General features: G+C 58.9%; 17 protein-coding genes. 5 read left to right on the top strand and 12 right to left on the bottom strand.

The window, feature by feature from the left end; all coding sequences use genetic code 11:
* Positions 1-132: 132 nt before the first annotated feature.
* From FHW77_RS03805 to aztA, 4 genes are all read right to left on the bottom strand, one after another.
* A complete protein-coding gene (locus FHW77_RS03805) occupies positions 133-1,146 on the bottom strand; it encodes a LacI family DNA-binding transcriptional regulator (RefSeq protein WP_111813587.1) in 1,014 nt (337 codons plus the stop codon).
* A 357-nt stretch (positions 1,147-1,503) separates the two neighbouring features.
* Positions 1,504-2,529 (bottom strand): zinc ABC transporter substrate-binding protein AztC, encoded by a 1,026-nt coding sequence (gene aztC, locus FHW77_RS03800; RefSeq protein ID WP_004445033.1) that lies wholly within the window; start codon positions 2,527-2,529, stop codon positions 1,504-1,506.
* 27 nt (positions 2,530-2,556) lie between these two features.
* A complete protein-coding gene (gene aztB / locus FHW77_RS03795; protein WP_004445035.1) occupies positions 2,557-3,423 on the bottom strand; it encodes a zinc ABC transporter permease AztB in 867 nt (288 codons plus the stop codon).
* The gene (aztA, locus tag FHW77_RS03790) at positions 3,416-4,228 is read right to left on the bottom strand and encodes a zinc ABC transporter ATP-binding protein AztA (protein WP_004445037.1); all 813 of its coding nucleotides are present in this window, start codon (positions 4,226-4,228) and stop codon (positions 3,416-3,418) included. The genes aztB and aztA overlap by 8 nt, the downstream gene beginning before the upstream one ends.
* Before the next feature lie 338 nt (positions 4,229-4,566).
* Here aztA and zigA point away from each other — a divergent pair, with 338 nt between their 5' ends.
* Complete coding sequence (zigA, locus tag FHW77_RS03785) at positions 4,567-5,772, top strand: zinc metallochaperone GTPase ZigA (protein ID WP_004445039.1); 1,206 nt, start codon at positions 4,567-4,569, stop codon at positions 5,770-5,772.
* Positions 5,773-5,929: 157 nt separating this feature from the next.
* On the opposite strand, the gene FHW77_RS03780 is transcribed toward zigA, so the two are convergent.
* From FHW77_RS03780 to FHW77_RS03770, 3 genes are all read right to left on the bottom strand, one after another.
* Positions 5,930-6,367 carry a YqaA family protein gene (locus tag FHW77_RS03780; protein ID WP_004445041.1) on the bottom strand — a complete coding sequence of 146 codons (438 nt, stop codon included), beginning with the start codon at positions 6,365-6,367 and terminating at the stop codon, positions 5,930-5,932.
* 97 nt (positions 6,368-6,464) lie between these two features.
* Positions 6,465-6,734, bottom strand: a complete 270-nt coding sequence (locus FHW77_RS03775; RefSeq protein ID WP_004445043.1) for a hypothetical protein — start codon at positions 6,732-6,734, stop codon at positions 6,465-6,467.
* Entirely contained in the window at positions 6,731-7,837 is a 1,107-nt protein-coding gene (locus FHW77_RS03770) for a CobW family GTP-binding protein (protein ID WP_044459385.1), read from the bottom strand. Before FHW77_RS03770 ends, FHW77_RS03775 begins: the two co-directional genes overlap by 4 nt.
* A 337-nt stretch (positions 7,838-8,174) precedes the next feature.
* Here FHW77_RS03770 and ugpB point away from each other — a divergent pair, with 337 nt between their 5' ends.
* The 4 genes from ugpB to FHW77_RS03750 all read left to right on the top strand — a co-directional run bounded on the left by ugpB (position 8,175) and on the right by FHW77_RS03750 (position 12,356).
* Positions 8,175-9,485: a sn-glycerol-3-phosphate ABC transporter substrate-binding protein UgpB gene (gene ugpB, locus FHW77_RS03765; RefSeq protein ID WP_169692189.1), complete on the top strand. Its 1,311-nt coding sequence runs from the start codon at positions 8,175-8,177 to the stop codon at positions 9,483-9,485.
* A gap of 69 nt (positions 9,486-9,554) precedes the next feature.
* Positions 9,555-10,436 carry a sn-glycerol-3-phosphate ABC transporter permease UgpA gene (ugpA, locus tag FHW77_RS03760; protein ID WP_004445049.1) on the top strand — a complete coding sequence of 294 codons (882 nt, stop codon included), beginning with the start codon at positions 9,555-9,557 and terminating at the stop codon, positions 10,434-10,436.
* 10 nt (positions 10,437-10,446) lie between these two features.
* Entirely contained in the window at positions 10,447-11,295 is an 849-nt protein-coding gene (gene ugpE / locus FHW77_RS03755; RefSeq protein ID WP_004445050.1) for a sn-glycerol-3-phosphate ABC transporter permease UgpE, read from the top strand.
* Positions 11,295-12,356, top strand: a complete 1,062-nt coding sequence (locus FHW77_RS03750; RefSeq protein ID WP_004445053.1) for a sn-glycerol-3-phosphate import ATP-binding protein UgpC — start codon at positions 11,295-11,297, stop codon at positions 12,354-12,356. Before ugpE ends, FHW77_RS03750 begins: the two co-directional genes overlap by 1 nt.
* Before the next feature lie 59 nt (positions 12,357-12,415).
* On the opposite strand, the gene FHW77_RS03745 is transcribed toward FHW77_RS03750, so the two are convergent.
* The 5 genes from FHW77_RS03745 to FHW77_RS03725 all read right to left on the bottom strand — a co-directional run bounded on the left by FHW77_RS03745 (position 12,416) and on the right by FHW77_RS03725 (position 16,881).
* Positions 12,416-13,159 carry a class I SAM-dependent methyltransferase gene (locus FHW77_RS03745; protein WP_004445056.1) on the bottom strand — a complete coding sequence of 248 codons (744 nt, stop codon included), beginning with the start codon at positions 13,157-13,159 and terminating at the stop codon, positions 12,416-12,418.
* A gap of 311 nt (positions 13,160-13,470) precedes the next feature.
* Entirely contained in the window at positions 13,471-13,914 is a 444-nt protein-coding gene (locus tag FHW77_RS03740) for a glyoxalase superfamily protein (protein ID WP_004445058.1), read from the bottom strand.
* Positions 13,915-14,121: 207 nt separating this feature from the next.
* Positions 14,122-14,820 (bottom strand): OmpW/AlkL family protein, encoded by a 699-nt coding sequence (locus tag FHW77_RS03735; protein WP_004445064.1) that lies wholly within the window; start codon positions 14,818-14,820, stop codon positions 14,122-14,124.
* Positions 14,821-15,096: 276 nt separating this feature from the next.
* Positions 15,097-16,392 carry an MFS transporter gene (locus FHW77_RS03730; protein ID WP_004445067.1) on the bottom strand — a complete coding sequence of 432 codons (1,296 nt, stop codon included), beginning with the start codon at positions 16,390-16,392 and terminating at the stop codon, positions 15,097-15,099.
* Positions 16,393-16,479: 87 nt separating this feature from the next.
* The gene (locus tag FHW77_RS03725; RefSeq protein WP_004445069.1) at positions 16,480-16,881 is read right to left on the bottom strand and encodes a MarR family winged helix-turn-helix transcriptional regulator; all 402 of its coding nucleotides are present in this window, start codon (positions 16,879-16,881) and stop codon (positions 16,480-16,482) included.
* Between the last annotated feature and the right edge of the window lie 39 nt (positions 16,882-16,920).

Genomic DNA, 16,920 nt, shown 5'->3' with positions numbered 1-16,920 from the left:
CCGAAGCCCGGCACACCTGTGCGCCGGCTCTCGCGGTCGCCTCCCAAAGCAACCTTGAGAACAGAGTAGGAGCGTTCAAATATTAGTTCTATTTAGAAAATCACATTTTTATTTTAGTTTTTCTAACGATCCTCAGGCCGATTTCCGCAGCATCAGATCCGCGCTGAGCAGGATGCGCTCCCGCATTCGGGTGGCATCGTCTGCCTCCTCGTTCAGTTTCTGAAACAGCAGCTCGATCGACAGCCTGCCGATCTCGTTGTAGTTCTGCGCCACGGTGGTGATGGGCGGGCAGGCATAACGCGCCAGCGGATGATCGTCATGGCCAGCGACCCTCAGATCGTAATCGGCGCCGTGGCCAACCCTGATGCCCTTCTGAAAAGCCGCGGCGATGACGCCGAAGGCGATGCGGTCATGGGCGCACAGGATCGTCCGCGACGGCAGAAGCGTGCGCCGTTCCAGAAGCCGGCCTGCTTCCTCGAAAGCAAACCGTTCAAACTCCCATGTGATGTCGCCCGGGACGTTAATCACATGTGGCTCGAAGCCGAGTTGTTGCATGGCCTCCACATAGGCCGTGCGGCGCGTGGCGGCATTGGTATTGACCTGCGGCATGTCGAAGAAACAGGGCGGTTCTCCCGACCGGCAGAGATAATCCACCATCAGTCCCACGCTCTGTCGGTTATCTGTGCCGACAAAGGCGGACGTCTCGTCGAGCGGCGAATCGACATAGACGATCGGGACAGTGGCCGCGAGTTGCTCCAGCGTAGCGCGATAGGATTTGACGCCAAGCGGCGCGATGATGGCACCCGCCACGTTCATCGACTTGAAGGTGCGGATGGCGCGGTCTTCGATTTCAGGCTTGCCGTCCGATGAAAGCACGAAGGCCAGAAACCCGGCTTCGCTGGCGATGAGCTCGATACGGCTCGTGAGCGCCATATAAAAGGGGTCGGTGGAACTCGGGATGATGATGCCGATGATGTTGGAACGGCGGCGGTTGAGGTTGACGGCAAAAATGTTCGGCCGAAACCCGGATTTCTTCAGCGCATCCTCGATGGCATCCCGCGTCTTCTTGCGGACCGAGGCCGGATCATTGAAGTATTTCGAAACGGTCGGGCGGGAAAGGCCGACAAACTCCGAAAACTCCTCCATCGTCCTGATAGATTTGGCCAAAGTGCTTGCCCCCATGAACGTCACAGGTGGCACTTTACATCGACGGGCCTTCGCACGAAAAGCCGGTCCGATGCGGTTATCAACGGCGAAACGATCAATCGGCCGCAAATTAGAGTTTTATAGTGGCCGGATCAAACAACTCGAAAGCTCCGGTCCGTCCCTGCCAGGGCGCAAGGTCGACAAGGGTCGCCGGCCAGAACCGATGGCAATCTCGAGCTCAGGCTCGGTCAGGCCGTTTCATCACGCCGACGACAGCAGGGCGATCCCGGCCTGAATGACATGAGCGAAATCGGGGTGGCCGAAGCCACCCTGAAACTTTTCGGCTGAACGGCGGTCTTATTGCCCGAGTACAGCGGCCGAGATGGTCTCGATATTGTGGTTGACCATGTCGATATAGGTCGCGGCCGGGCCATCGGCCGTGGAAAGCGCGTCGGAATAAAGCGTGCCGCCAACCTTCAGGCCGGTTTCGCTGGCGATCTGGTCGATCAGCCGCTTGTCGGTGATGTTTTCGACGAAGATGGCCGAAGCCTTGTCGTGTTTGACCTGGTCCACCAGCTTGGCGACATCGGCGGCAGAGGCTTCGGACTCCGTCGAGATGCCCTCCGGCGCGAGGAAATTCAGGCCATAGGCATGCTCGAAATAACCGAAGGCATCATGCGACGTGATGATGACGCGCTTCTCCGGCGGGATCGCGGCGATCTCCGTCTTCACCTTCTCGTTCAGAGTGGCAAGCTTGGCGACATAGGCGTCGGAATTCGCGGTATAGGTCGCGCAGCCGGGTTTGTCGGCCTTGCAAAAGGCGCCGGCTATGTTCTTCACGTAGATTTGGGCATTCTTGATGGACTGCCAGGCATGGGGATCGTACTCGCCGTGATGGTGATGTCCTTCGTGGCCATGGTCGTGATCGTGGGCGTCAGCCGTTTCGTGCTTGTGGCCGGCTTCCTCCGCCTTGTGGTTGTGAGCCTCCTCTTCCTCGGCCTCAGGATGGGCGTGGCCCGCGGGCTCGTCGGAAAGCCTGAGCGGCTCGACACCCTTGGTCAGCTCGACAATCGGCGCCTTCGTGCCGCTCGTTTCAATCAGCCGCTTCAGAAAGCCTTCGAATTCCAGGCCGTTGACCAGCACCACATCCGCCTTGCTGACGGCGACAGCATCGGCAGGGCGCGGTTCGTAGACATGGGCATCGCCATCCGGCCCGACGAGCGTGGTGATCTCCACACGATCCCCACCGACATTTTTCGCGAAGTCGGCGATGATCGAGAAGCTGGCGACGACCTTCAGTTCGGCGGCGGAAGCCTGCGCCGTCAGAACCGGTGAGAGGGAAAGAAGACTGGCGCACGTGGCTAAGCGGAAGGTTTTGAACATTGGATTCTCCTGTTTCAAAGGCTGTTTTCAGGCCGCACGGTGGCGGCCGGAACCGAGAAGATCGATGAGCACGCCGCGCGTGCCGAAGAGGATGGAGAGCACATAGACGGCGCCCGCCGAAAGGATGATCGCCGGGCCCGATGGCAGCGACGCGTGATAGGACAGGACAAGACCCGCAAAGCAGGACACCATGCCGATGCCGATGGAAATGAAGCACATGGGCGCGACGCGGTTTGACCAGAAGCGGCTGGCGGCAGCCGGCAGCATCATCAGCCCGACTGAAAGCAGCGTCCCCAGCGCCTGAAAGCCACCCACGAGATTGAGCACGACGATGCCGAGGAAGAGGAAATGCACCGGGCTGCCCCATCTGCTGACCGAGCGCAGAAAGAGCGGATCGAGGCATTCCGCCACGAGCGCGCGCCAGAAGGTGATCATCACCGCAAGCGTAATGGCGCAGATGCCGCCGATCAGTCCGAGCGCCTCATTGTTCAGCGCCAGCACCGTGCCGAACAGAACGTGCATCAGGTCGACGCTGGAGCCACGCCATGAGACGAGCAGCACGCCGAGCGCCAGCGAAATCAGATAAAGCGCGGCGAGAGAGGCGTCCTCCTTCTGAACGGTGAAACGCGACACCGCGCCGGCCCCCAGCGCGACCACGAGGCCAACGACGAGCCCGCCAATCGTCATCGGCAGAATGTCCAGCCCATAAAACAGAAAGCCGACAGCAGCGCCCGGCAGGATGGCGTGCGACATGGCATCGCCCGTCAGGCTCATGCGGCGCAGCATCAGAAAAACCCCGACGGGGCCGCAGCTGACCGCGAGGATCAGCGCACCGGCAAGCGCACGCTGCATGAAGACATACTGGATGAAAGGATCGATGAAGATATCAGCCATGGCTATTCGAATTCGCGTGGAAGTGGGCGTGGGCGTGCGGCGGCGCCGCCGGATCCGGAGGGAGCGGAGGGGAAGCCGGCGCGCACCAAGGCGCATTCGCCTCCCACGCCTCATGGAAATGTCGGGCCTGGCGAAGATTCTCCGCCTGCAGGACTTCAGCCGTTGGACCAAGCCCGACCAGCCTTCGCGCCAGGAAAAGCGTCTGGGGAAAATGCTGCTGCACGAGCTGGTGATCGTGAAGTACGGCCAGAACGGTGCGCCCTTGCGCCACCCATGCCTTGATCAGCACCAGCAGGTCGGTCACCGTCCGCTCGTCGACGGCATTGAAGGGCTCATCGAGCAGAATGAGCTGCGCATCCTGCAGCATGGCCCGGGCAAAAAGGGCACGCTGCATCTGGCCACCCGAGAGGGAGTCGATATTTCGCCTTTCAAAACCGGACAGTCCGACCGCTTTCAGCGCTTGGTCGATCGCCGTCCGATCTTCGGAACGGTGTCGTCCGAGCAGGCCGCGTCTCGGCCAGAGACCGAGGGCCACAAGGTCTCGTACTTGAGCGGGAAAGGACCGGTCCAGCTCCGACTGTTGCGGCAGATAGGCGACGGAGATCGCCGGACTGACCCGACATTCGCCGCCAAGCGGCTTCAAAATGCCGGCAATGCCTTTCATCAACGTGGATTTTCCCGAGCCGTTGGCGCCGATAACGGCGGTAAGCGAGCCGCAGGCAATACTACCATTGAGATGGTGCACCGCCGCCCGGCCGGCATATCCAAGGGTCAGATTTGAGAAGATAAGGCACGGATCGTTCATCGATCCCTCCGGAAGCAGGATGTCATTCGATGACCCTTGATATGTAATGTTATTACATTCGTCAAACGAATATGTAATGAAATAACATTTACTGGTGGAAGCGGACTGGCACGCTGTCCCCTCCGCGGGGTAGGCCGTTGCTGGCAAACGGCGAATTATTCATCCGGACGCGTAACCACCACGCTCATGCCGAAGGCAATTTCTCGCTCACCTGTTGACACGCCCCATATATGTAATGTTATTACGTTACGTATGGTAACGATGCGCCGGATCGTTTCCCAATGCCCCGACGTGCCCGCCAAGGTCCACTCGAAACACGTTTACAAAACGAGGTCCAAATGTCGAAAAAACTACCCGTCACCGTGCTTTCCGGCTTTTTAGGCGCTGGCAAGACGACGCTTCTGAACCACATTCTCGCCAATCGCGATGGTTTGCGCGTGGCCTTGATCGTCAACGACATGAGCGAGATCAATATCGATGCGGCGCTGGTTCGTGACGGCGGGGCCAATCTCTCCCGAACCGAAGAGCAATTGGTGGAAATGACCAATGGCTGCATCTGTTGCACCCTGCGTGACGATCTTCTCAAGGAAGTGCGGGCGCTGGCGGAGCAGGACCGTTTCGACTATCTGCTGATCGAATCGACCGGCATCGCCGAGCCGCTTCCCGTCGCCGCGACGTTCGATTTCCGCGACGAGAATGGTCGCAGCCTTTCCGATGTTGCCCGGCTCGACACGATGGTGACGGTGGTGGACGCCGCCAATCTTCTCAACGATTACGGTTCATCCGACTTTCTGGCCGACCGGGGCGAAACGGCGGGCGATGGCGACAACCGCACCATCGTCGATCTTCTGGTGGAGCAGATCGAATTTGCCGATGTCGTCGTGCTCAACAAGATCGGCGCTGCAACGCCAGAGGAGCGGGATGCCGCCCGCAAGATCATCGTCGGGCTGAACCCCGATGCAAAACTCATCGAGGCCGATTTCGGCAAGGTGGCGCTGAAGGAGGTTCTGGGCACTGGCCGCTTCGATTTCGCCAGGGCCGAAGAACACCCTCTCTGGTTCAAGGAATTGCATGGTTTCAAGGACCACATTCCCGAAACCGAGGAATATGGCATTCGCTCTTTCGTCTATCGTGCCAAAAAGCCTTTCGACCCCGTGCTGTTCCAGCGTTTCATCGATCGCGCCTGGCCGGGGGTCGTGCGCGCCAAGGGTTTTTTCTGGCTGGCGACGCGGCCGCGTTATGTGGGAGAGATCAGCCAGGCCGGCGCCCTGGTTCGCACCGGCAAGATGGGTCTCTGGTGGTCCGCCGTGCCGAAAGAGCAATGGCCGCGCGAAAAGCAGTTCCTTGATATGATGAAGCCCTATCTCGACCCGGTCTTCGGCGACCGCCGGCAGGAAATCGTCTTCATAGGTTCCGATCCAATGAATGAAGCCCGCATCCGCGCCCAGCTCGATGCCTGCCTGATAGACACGGATGCCTTCACGCCCGATGCCTGGCGGCACCTGCCCGATCCTTTCGCCAGCTGGGACCGGCAGGCGGCTTGAGCGGTAGCTACCGATGCAGGGCAGCCGCGAACCCTCACCCCGGACAAGGTCCGGGCACAGCGCGGTCAAGTCCTTGATCGCGAAAAACTCTTTTCACGGCGCAGACGCGCCGTGGCTGGATATGCCGGATCCAGTCCGGCATGACGGAGGAGAAGCTTCATGAAAAATTCAACGTCACCATCGCGAGCACCACGTATCGCCCGACCTTCGCGATGGTGACCAGCAGCAGAAACACCGGCAGCGGCTCTTTCATGATGCCGGCCGCAACCGTTAGAGGGTCCCCGATGATCGGCGCCCAGCTGAGCAGCAGGGACCATTTGCCGTAACGCCGGTACCAGTTCTGCGCCCGTTGCAGCGCAGCCTCCCCGACCGGGAACCAACGTTCATGTCGAAAACGTTCGATGCCACGGCCAAGCAGCCAGTTGGCGAAGGACCCGGCGACATTGCCGACGCTCGCCACGACAACCAGCAGCCAGACGGGCTGGGATTTCAGAAGAATGAGCCCCGCAAGCGCCGCCTCCGACTGCATGGGAAGGATGGTCGCCGCAATGAACGCCGTCAGAAACAAACCCGCATATACAGCCAGATCGGCCATTCCGTGTCCTTCATCATCCGCGAATCCCATCGCTGTCCCTGAAGTGGCGGATAAGGGCCGCGGCGGTCAAGCGGCTCTGCCGCGTGGAGGCGGGTTCTCAAGCTGAATTCGCGGAGATGGCGCGCACAATATCGTCATGATCCACCGCGAGAAGCGCCTTGTGGATGGATAATTGCCGGGTCGTACCGGAAACGGCGAGGATGACGATCACCGTTTCCCGTGGCGGGCAATCCGGCAGCGCGCAGGAAAGCTCGCTGACGGTAATACTGTCTTCCGGCTTGAGTTGCAGCAAATCGCGTGACCATTGCTTCAGAAGACGGACGTGCGAGATGATCGCGGAGCCACTGCGTGCAAGCGGATTGTTCATGCCCCGCCCTTCCGCCTTGCCTGCGCGGCCAATGTGTCGAAAAGCTCGCGAATGGGCTTTTGCGGCATGTCCATGCCGATCAGCACGATACGTGTCGAACGATCTTGATCCGGCCAGCGCTCCAGGCGGGTAAGCGGATAAAGCCGATGCTGCACCGCGTGGGCGACAACCGGTCGCTCCGGATCATCCGTCGCCCCGAAAATTCCCTTGAGCCGCAGAAGACCGGAATGCACGTTGCTGGTGACGAGCTCGAGAAAAGTCACAATCGCCTGGGGGTCAAAAACCCCGTCAAAGGTGAGATTGAAGGCCTCGACCCCGACGCCGTGGCGGTTGATATCGTGCTGATGGGCCGCATGAAGGCTAAGCCTGTCGGCCGCGAGCCATGCAGGCGCATCCTCCGGCTTGCCACACAACGAATAATCCGATGCGTTGAACAACGACATCAGATCGAAATCGGCTGCATTGCGATCATGAAACGAGGCTGCGGGATTGAGATCGGCGAGGCTTTCGCGATCCAGCGCCGCGTCATCGGCCAGATCGGTCTTCGTCAAAACGATTTGGTCGGCAAAGGCAAGCTGTTTCCAGCCCTCAATGAAGCTGTTGAGCATCGGCGGGCCCGAGACAACGTCGAAAGCCGTCACCACACCGGAAAGATGAAAATGCCGGGCGACGATGTGATCCCGCAGGCCCAGCGCCGGTGTGCCGCCGGCGATGAGGCTGTTGATGATCGGCGCAGGATCGGCGAGACCGGTGGTTTCGATGACAACCTGCGAGACATCAGGCATTATCCCTTCCAGAATGGCCTGATGCAGTTCGTAAAGCGAGGTGCGGATATCGCTCGTGGCGGTGCAGCAGATGCAACCCGTCGTCGTTCTGAAATATCGTTCGGAACCCGTCCGCACCAGACCGTGATCGATGGGCACCGAGCCGAATTCGTTGACGATCACGGCCGCATCCCGCATGGCCGGCTCAGCCAGAAGCGCGTTCAGCAAGGTGGTCTTGCCTGCACCGAGAAAGCCGGTAAGCAGGGTAACCGGCACCGTTCGCAAAGATGGCAGGCCAGCCGAATCGTCCCTGCGCTCAACCGCCTTTTTCCGCTTCAATCCGAACACATCCACCTCTTCGCCCGCACAAATTCACAGCGATACAATACGTAATGTAATAACATATCAATGGCAACTATTGGATTTCGACAGGAGCGAATCCAGCGGAGACACGCGCCGGTGGCCAAGCGCATGAAAAAACCGCGGAACGAAGGAAATGGAATAATAAATCCGTTTCCTTCACTTTCGTTTTAATCGTTCCACGTTCTATTGCATTTTCGTTAGAGTTCGCTTTTAATCGGCAATGCTAATACAGAAAAGATCGCCCGCAGCCATATCGAGGAGGATAGGCTGCAATTAAGGGGCTGTATCTTTTACTGTTTTCATAATGGGAGGAATCGCCTTGAAAAAACTCAGCTACCGCCTTGCTGCGGCATCCGCGCTTTCGTTTTTTGTCACATCGAATGCATATGCTGTGACTGAGATCCAGTGGTGGCACGCCATGACCGGCGCCAACAACGAAGTCGTGGATTCGCTTGCCAAGGAATTCAACGACAGCCAGAAAGACTACAAGGTCATGCCCGTCTTCAAGGGCACCTATCCCGAAACCCTGAACGCCGGCATCGCCGCCTTCCGCGCCAAGCAGGCGCCTGCCATCATTCAGGTCTTCGATGCCGGCTCCGGTGTCATGATGGGTGCTGCGGGCGCCATCAAACCGGTAGCGGACGTGCTGAAGGAAGGCGGCTACACCTTCAACAAGGATGAATATCTGGCAGGCATCGTCGCCTATTATTCCAAGCCTGACGGCACCATGCTGTCCTTCCCCTATAATTCGTCCTCGCCGATCCTCTATTATAACAAGGATATCTTCCAGAAGGCCGGCCTCGATGCCGCCAACCCGCCGAAGACCTGGCCGGAAGTTTTCGATGCCGCCAGGAAGATCAAGACCAGCGGTGCCGCGCAATGTGGTTTCACCTCCACCTGGCTGACCTGGATCCAGACCGAAAACTTCGCCGCATGGAACAACGTCTCCTATGGCAGCAATGAAAACGGTCTCGGCGGCACCGATGTGAAGCTCGCCGTCAATGCGCCGCTCTTTGTCGAGCATTTCCAGGCGATTGCCGATCTGGCGAAAGACGGTGTCTTCCGTTATGGCGGCCGCACTTCGGAAGCCAAGCAGCTCTTCATGTCCGGCGAATGCGGTATTCTGACCGAATCCTCCGGCGGCCTTGGAGATATCATCAAGACCGGAATGAATTACGGCATCGGCCAGCTTCCCTATTATGAGGGCCATGGCCCGCAGAACACCATCCCGGGCGGCGCCAGCCTCTGGGTCTTCGGTGGCAAGAGCGATGCCGAATATAAGGGTGTAGCGGAGTTCTTCCACTTCCTCTCCCAGACCAAGATCCAGTCTCGCCTGCATCAGGTCTCTGGCTATATGCCGGTCACGATCGCAGCCTATGAGGAAACCAAGAAATCCGGCTTCTACGACAAGAACCCCGGCCGTGAAACGCCGCTGCTGCAGATGATGGGCAAACCGCCGACAGAAAACTCCAAGGGTGTGCGTCTCGTGAACCTGCCGCAGGTGCGCGACATCATGAACGAGGAGTTCGAGGCGATGCTGGCCGGCAAGCAGGATGCGAAGGCAGCACTCGACAAGATAGTCCAGCGCGGCGACGCGGCCATCAAACAGGCCGCCGGCAATTAAACGATCCCCTGCCCCGCCCGCATCCTCTGACAGATGCGGGCGGCATTTCCATGTCATCAGGAGATCGCCGTGCAAAGCGTCGTATTCCCCAACAAGATCCTGCCCTATCTGCTGGTCGCCCCGCAGATCATCCTCACGGTGATCTTTTTCTTCTGGCCGGCCAGCCAGGCGCTCTATCAGTCCACCATGCGCGAGGATGCCTTCGGGCTGAACAGCAATTTCGTCGGCCTGGCGAATTTTTCCGCGGTACTTTCTGATGAAAGCTACCTCAACTCTCTGCAGGTCACCGTCGTTTTCAGCATCCTCACCGCGCTTGTCTCCATGGGGCTGGCGCTGCTGCTGGCAACGGCGGCAGACAGGGTGGTGCGCGGCAAGGGCTTTTACCGCACCATGATGATCATGCCCTATGCCGTCGCGCCGGCGGTGGCCGGCATGTTATGGCTTTTCATGTTCAATCCGGCCATGGGAACCTTCTCTTATATCCTGCGTCGCAACGGCATCATGTGGGACCCGCTGCTCAACGGCAATCAGGCCATGCTGCTCGTCGTTGCAGCGGCTGCGTGGAAACAGATCAGCTACAATTTCCTGTTTTTTGTCGCGGGCTTGCAGGCAATTCCTAAATCATTGCTGGAGGCCGCCTCCATTGATGGCGCGCGCGGTTCGCGGCGCTTCTGGACCATCGTTTTCCCTCTGCTTGCGCCGACCACCTTCTTCCTTCTGGTCGTCAACACGGTCTACGCCTTCTTCGACACCTTCGGCATCATCCATGCGGTGACCGGCGGCGGCCCCGCAAAGGCGACGGAAACGCTGGTTTACAAGGTCTATAATGATGGCTTCGTGAACCTCAATCTCGGCTCATCCGCCGCGCAATCCGTGATCCTGATGGTGATCGTCATCGCGCTCACCGCCTTCCAGTTCCGCTTCGTCGAGAAGCGCGTGCATTACGGCTGAGGACGTCCTGATGATTGAAAATCGCCCCATCGCACGCGTGATTGCCCATCTGATGCTGGTGCTCGGCATCATCATCGTGGCCTTTCCGATCTACTACACCTTCATCGCTTCCTCGATGACGTCGAACGACATCATCCGGCCGCCCATGTCGCTGCTGCCAGGCGGCCATCTCGGAGAAAACTATACCGACGCCATGGTTGGCGGCGTGGAAAGGGTCGTCGGCGTCAGCCTGGAACGGCTGCTGTTCAACAGCTTCGTCGTGGCGCTGGCCATCGCCATCGGCAAGATCATCATCTCGTTCCTGTCCGCCTTCGCCATCGTTTTCTTCCGCTTTCCCTTCCGCATGGGCTTTTTCTGGATGATCTTCATCACGCTCATGCTGCCGGTGGAAGTACGCATTCTGCCCACCTACAAGGTCATCGTCGATCTGGGCCTGATCGACACCTATGCGGGGCTCACCCTGCCGCTGATGGCTTCAGCCACGGCGACCTTTCTCTTCCGGCAATTCTTTCTGACAATTCCCGGTGAAATGGTGGAAGCGGCGCGCATCGACAATGCGGGTCCGTTCCGTTTCATGCGCGATATCCTGCTGCCGCTGTCGAAAACCAATATCGCGGCACTTTTCGTGATTCTCTTCATCTACGGCTGGACGCAATATCTCTGGCCGCTGCTCGTGACCAACGACGCAAAGATGAACACGATCATCATCGGCCTCAAGCGCATGGTGGATTTTACCGATGCCTCGACGCCCTGGAATTACGTGATGGTGACGGCGATCCTCGCCATCATCCCCCCTGTTATCGTTGTGGTGCTGATGCAGCGCTGGTTCGTCAAAGGTTTGGTGGAGACCGAGAAGTAATGGCAAAAATTGCGCTGAAAGACGTCCGCAAGGTTTATGGCGGCAATGTCGAAGCCATCAAGGGCGTATCGATGGACATCGCCGATGGCGAAATGATCGTGCTCGTCGGTCCCTCCGGCTGCGGAAAATCCACCCTGCTGCGCATGATCGCCGGTCTGGAAGGCATTTCCGGCGGCCAGATCGTCATCGGCGACCGCGTCGTCAACGATCTGGAACCCTCAGACCGCGACATTGCCATGGTGTTCCAGAACTACGCGCTCTACCCGCATATGACGGTGCGCCAGAACCTTGCCTATGGCCTGAAGAACCGCAACACGCCGAAGGAGGAGATCGAGCGGCGTATCACGGAGGCGGCCAAGGCTCTCGAAATCGAACAATTCCTGGAGCGCAAGCCGCGCCAGCTTTCCGGCGGCCAGCGCCAGCGCGTGGCCATGGGCCGCGCCATCGTGCGCAAGCCCGCGGCATTCCTGTTCGACGAGCCGCTTTCCAACCTCGACGCCAAGCTGCGCGTGCAGATGCGCGTCGAAATCCGCCGCCTGCAGCGCTCTCTCGCCACGACAAGCGTTTACGTGACCCACGACCAGATGGAAGCCATGACGCTGGCCGACCGGCTGGTGGTGCTGAATGCCGGCCGCATCGAGCAGATGGGCACGCCGATCGAGCTTTACGAGAAACCGGCCACGACCTTTGTCGCCACCTTCATCGGCTCGCCCTCGATGAACCTGCTGAACCACGGGACGGCGACAGCCAACGGCTCTTCCGGTTGGTCGGTGATGGAAAGCACCGCACTGCCGCAGGGTGCTGCCACGCTCGGCATCCGCCCGGAAGACATCACCCTTGCCAGTGAGGCACCCACCGACGCTGCATTTACCGGCACCGTGCAGGTGGACGCCGTGGAACTGGTGGGTGCGGAAAGTTACGTGCACGGCTCCTTCGCCGACGGCACCACCATCGTCTTCCGCGTCCACGGCCGCTCACAACTGCGCATCGGCGAAACGCTGAAAATCGCCGCCCAGGCAAAGGATTTCCATCTGTTCGATTCGGCGGGGAAGCGGATTTAAGCCACTGCGGGATGCCATTACTGCGACGTCCAGCATCTAAGTAATGGCGTCCCGTCGTGTTAGCCGCCCTTTCTCGCCGTGAAATGAAAGGTAAGGACATCACCTTGATAATGCTCGGAAAGCAAAACGTCCTTCATTCCGTTCCGACTGAACACCGCGAGGATGGCGATAGGATCATATTCCGACATTCGCATTGAAAGTGTATTCCAGCCTTTTCCACGCAGGAATCTATATGTTGCCGCCAGCACTGGCACATTGTGGCGCAGGTGATAGCGTAGGCGGTCTGACAAGCGGCGTTCAGGCCGTTTGACGCTCGCCTGGAGAATGGCGACACCGCTGGGGCCGACCTTAGACAGCAACTTGTCGATCAGCATCACTCCCCTCCTGGCATCTACGTGCTGGAGAACGATATAGCTGAGGACGAGGTCAAATTCGCCCGAAGCGTGACTTAAATCGTCGTCTGAAGGGACCATTTCGACATTTTTGACATTGTATAACTGGCAATTCTTAACGGCTTCGGCACGCATGTCTGGAGATAGTTCAACGCCGATTACGGTTTCAAAACGGGACGCAAGCGGTATGCTCATTCGAGCCACCCCGGCACCGAACTCAAGAACACGCCCTTTACCTAACGGCCCGCAATACTGTTCCGCACGACCCAGCATCCAAGAGACATTGGCTTCCCCGGTTGCGAAGAATTCCCCCTTCGTTGCCTCGATATTTGAAGTGTGAAATCGGTCTTCGGAATACACGCCGTAATATGGGTTTTTCCTGCCCCATTCCAGCCACTGCGTATCGCTCATAAAATCCCTCAAACATAAGCAGACAATAATATTTATATATCCACTCAATACAATAACAGATATTACTTTGCAAAAACATATATATCAACAATAAATGCTATTAATAACACACAAGCACAACCAAAATATATATTATATATACTCGGACGAGCACTGACGTGTATTAAGGGGGTGATGCGGAAAGACGCGGTGAAGCAAACATCGCAAATTTCGACTGAACCCCCTTTCAGTTTTCAAATGAAAAGGGGTTCAAACGCCTGAAATCCCGTGCTTCGCCTCCATGGACGGCGACCAATCAAGGGAGCGCCAACCTACCAGACGAGTTCCACCTGCGGCCGGCCATTGGAAGTTTTCTCGAGGGTGCGGCCGGAGGTATCGACATTGCAATGAACGCGCTGGCGGAAAGCGGAGAAGCTTTCGAAGGTCACGACATCCACGGGATCATCGAGATGCAGGGTCAGCCGGTAACGTTCGGGATCGCCGCCGAGCGCCTGCACGCCCAGAACGGAGGCCACGAAAGGCTGCCCGAGGTAAAAACCTTCCACCCTGGAACCCAGAAGATAGGGATTGAACGCGGGACGATTTCCCGCGGCGGCATGTAGCGTATTCCAGTCGCGGAAGCCATATTGTGCGGCGATGAGTTCCAACGCCTTTGAATGGGTGATTGACTGCCCCTCATCCTCAAGAGCGGCACGCAGGCGCTTTGCCTGTTCTTTCAGCCCCTCAAGTGCGGGAAGCGGTTTGGACACGTTCATAACGGTTCTCCAACATGTGCATGCCGAATGTTCCGAAGGGGTCCGCGTTGCCATCGACGACATGCAAAACATGGGATGACCGTTATCAAGAAAAGAGCTTCACCAGGGGCGCAAACGCGCCTGCGGACGGCCGGGGCTCTTGCCCGTGGCCGTCCCTATAGCCCAGAAAGCGCCGCCCGTCAAAGGCCGCGCTTCATTGATCTACTGTCAGAAACGATAGGTGATACCCGCGCCAATCAGCCACGGATCCAGCTTGGCCTTGCCGCTGATCGGCGTGCCACCGAGTTCCGCCGTCCAGTCGGTCTTGAGGAAGATCTTCTTCACGTCGAAGTTCACACCCCAATGCTCATCCAGCATATAGTCGAAACCGACCTGCACGGCGGCGCCCAGCTTGTTCTTGACGTCGAGATTGCTGAAACCGGGCTTTTCGGTCTGGTTGTAGAACAGCGAATAGTTCACGCCCGCGCCGATATAGGGCTTGAAAGCGCCGAAGTCGGTGAAGTGATATTGCAGCGTCAGTGTCGGCGGCAGCAGCCAGGTCTTGCCGACCGGCGTGCCGGCCAGCACGCCCTCGCCATTGATTTTGGCATAGGTGGTGCCGAGAATGAGTTCGGCGGCGAAGTTATCGGTGAAGAAATAGCTGATGTCGAGTTCCGGGATTACGGTATCCGAATAGGACAGGCCAGCCCCTGGCACACCGTCGACGCTCCCGCTGTCGTTGGTGATGACGCCGAGGCCGCGCACGCGCAGCATCCACGGGCTTGCCGCCGCAATCGCTTCCTCCGCAGTCGGAGCCGGCGCCGCCTGGGTCATATCAGCGGCTATCGCATCGGCGGACCCGAGCATGGCGGCAACGCCAATCGCAACACTGGCAAGCAAGGCGTTGTTTCTGTTTCTATTCGTCATTCCATCTCTCCTATAGCGCACCGCAGCCGGGCAAGTCCCCGGAACCGGCTGATGACGGCGGGCCTTGCGAATCTTCGCCTGCCGCAACCGCTTGGGAGCCACTATGACGAAGGGTGACGCAGGCCGATTGAGATGGATCAAACCGGGATGCCCTTCATGTATGGAAGCGATGAACCGGCAAGCATTGTGGCAATTACGCAACAATGCCGCCCGGCGACCCGCCTACGAAAGTCGGAATACGGAGAAGGCCACATGCGCAGGCCTCCCCCATGCATATCACGCCGTCTGCGGCGTCAGGGTCGCGGAGCCCGGCTTTCGCAGCAGCAGAACCGAGACGGCGGCAATCATGCACATCAGACCGGCAATCTGCAGCGCGGGCATATAGGTATCGAAGTCGCTCTTGAAGAAACCGGCGCCAAAGGCGGCGGTGGCTGCCCCCAGCTGATGGCCGGCAAAGATCCAGCCGAAAACAAGACCGGCCTTTTCACGGCCGAAGTTTTCCGCGGCGAGCTTCACCGTCGGCGGCACGGTCGCTACCCAGTCCAGCCCGTAGAAGACGGCAAAGACCGAAAGCTCCACGAAGCTGAAGCCTGAGAATGAGAGGTAAAGCAAGGACAGCCCGCGCAGACCGTAGAACCAGAACAACAGGAAGCGATTGTCGAACCGGTCGGAAAGCCAACCGGCGAAGATCGTGCCGAAGAAGTCGAAAATGCCGATCACCGCCAGCGTTCCCGCCGCTGTTACCGCAGCCATGCCAAAATCGCCGCAGATCGAGATCCAGTGTGTCTGGATGAGACCGTTGGTCGAAAGTCCGCAGACGAAAAACGTGCCGAACAGCACCCAGAAGACGGGGTTGCCCGAGACGCTTTTCAGCGTCACCAGCGGCGATGCCAGCGTGGCGAGGAGATTGTGGTCCTGCTTGACCGGCTTTGTCACCACCGTCTCGCCATAGGCCGGCAAACCGACGTCGGCGGGGTGGTCACGCATCAAAAGCAGGACGAGGACCATGGCGGTGGCAATCACAGCAACGGACAGGGTCAAGGCGGTTCGCCAGCCATAGGCTTCCGTCAGCGCCGCCAGCAGCGGCAGGAAAACCAGCTGGCCGGTGGCGTTGCTTGCCGTCATCAGGCCGATCACCAGTCCCCGACGCTTGGAAAACCAGCGTGTCGCCACGGTGGCGCCCAGCACCAGGGCAGTCATGCCGGTGCCGACGCCGATCACCACGCCCCAGAGCAGCAGCAATTGCCACACCTCAGTCATGAAAAACGAGGCGACAATGCCGCCCATGATCAGGGCAAGCGCGGTGGAAACCACCTGCCGGATGCCGAAATGGTTCATGAAAGCGGCGGCAAAGGGCCCAAGCAGACCGAACAGCACAAGCCTGACGGCCATGGCCGAAGAAATATCGGCGATATCCCAACCGAATTCCTGATGCAGCGGCTGGATCATCACCCCCGCAGATCCCATCGCACCGGCGGTGGCCAGCATGGTGAGAAAGGTGGTCGCGGCGACGAGCCAGCCATAGTGCAGATTTCTGCTGGCCATCCAGCTGGCGAGGCGTGTGGAGAGCATGTTCGAATTCCCTTTCCGGCGGCCGCGGCCGATATTTTACGGGTATATACCCACACTGCGGGCAGATACCCGCATATGCCCAAAAAACTACAGGGCTGCGAGCAGTTCCTGCAATTGTGCTGTCTTCTCGGGCCCAAGCCGGGCCTCGATTTCATCCTGCACCCCATCCCAGAGCGGTGCGCCCGCCTTGAGGATCGCGTGCCCTTCCTCCGTTACGGTCAGCATCGCTTCCCGCTGATCCTCGCCGTGACCAATAGCGACCAGACCCATCCGCGCCAGCACCTTGGCATTGCGGCCAACGGTGGAGCGATCCAGTTCCACCCTTGCAGCCAGGTCGGTCAGCGAGACCGGCGCAACGCGGTTGATGTTCCGCAGCAGGCTGAACTGACCGATGTTGACACCAAGCGGCGCCAGTGCCTCGTCATAATAGGACGAGACCTTGCGGGATGCTTTGCGCAACAGAATGCAGTGGCAGCTATCGTTTGGCATTTGTCTCGGGTATATACCCGCAAATTCCCGGGCGCAAGG

The sequence above is a fragment of the Agrobacterium sp. RC10-4-1 genome, from assembly GCF_014138475.1.
In the GTDB taxonomy this organism is placed as follows: Bacteria; Pseudomonadota; Alphaproteobacteria; order Rhizobiales; family Rhizobiaceae; genus Agrobacterium; species Agrobacterium pusense.
Note: the sequence above shows the minus strand (reverse complement) of the source record. Positions and strands in the feature narration are given on the sequence as shown.

Excerpts from the sequence above, each read along its gene's own strand:
- FHW77_RS03805 (WP_111813587.1), bottom strand. The coding sequence starts at position 1,146 with ATGGAGGAGTTTTCGGAGTTTGTCGGCCTTTCCCGCCCGACCGTTTCG.
- aztC (WP_004445033.1), bottom strand. The coding sequence starts at position 2,529 with ATGTTCAAAACCTTCCGCTTAGCCACGTGCGCCAGTCTTCTTTCCCTC.
- aztB (WP_004445035.1), bottom strand. The coding sequence starts at position 3,423 with ATGGCTGATATCTTCATCGATCCTTTCATCCAGTATGTCTTCATGCAG.
- aztA (WP_004445037.1), bottom strand. The coding sequence starts at position 4,228 with ATGAACGATCCGTGCCTTATCTTCTCAAATCTGACCCTTGGATATGCC.
- zigA (WP_004445039.1), top strand. The coding sequence starts at position 4,567 with ATGTCGAAAAAACTACCCGTCACCGTGCTTTCCGGCTTTTTAGGCGCT.
- FHW77_RS03780 (WP_004445041.1), bottom strand. The coding sequence starts at position 6,367 with ATGGCCGATCTGGCTGTATATGCGGGTTTGTTTCTGACGGCGTTCATT.
- FHW77_RS03775 (WP_004445043.1), bottom strand. The coding sequence starts at position 6,734 with ATGAACAATCCGCTTGCACGCAGTGGCTCCGCGATCATCTCGCACGTC.
- ugpE (WP_004445050.1), top strand. The coding sequence starts at position 10,447 with ATGATTGAAAATCGCCCCATCGCACGCGTGATTGCCCATCTGATGCTG.
- FHW77_RS03750 (WP_004445053.1), top strand. The coding sequence starts at position 11,295 with ATGGCAAAAATTGCGCTGAAAGACGTCCGCAAGGTTTATGGCGGCAAT.
- FHW77_RS03745 (WP_004445056.1), bottom strand. The coding sequence starts at position 13,159 with ATGAGCGATACGCAGTGGCTGGAATGGGGCAGGAAAAACCCATATTAC.
- FHW77_RS03740 (WP_004445058.1), bottom strand. The coding sequence starts at position 13,914 with ATGAACGTGTCCAAACCGCTTCCCGCACTTGAGGGGCTGAAAGAACAG.
- FHW77_RS03735 (WP_004445064.1), bottom strand. The coding sequence starts at position 14,820 with ATGACGAATAGAAACAGAAACAACGCCTTGCTTGCCAGTGTTGCGATT.
- FHW77_RS03730 (WP_004445067.1), bottom strand. The coding sequence starts at position 16,392 with ATGCTCTCCACACGCCTCGCCAGCTGGATGGCCAGCAGAAATCTGCAC.
- FHW77_RS03725 (WP_004445069.1), bottom strand. The coding sequence starts at position 16,881 with ATGCCAAACGATAGCTGCCACTGCATTCTGTTGCGCAAAGCATCCCGC.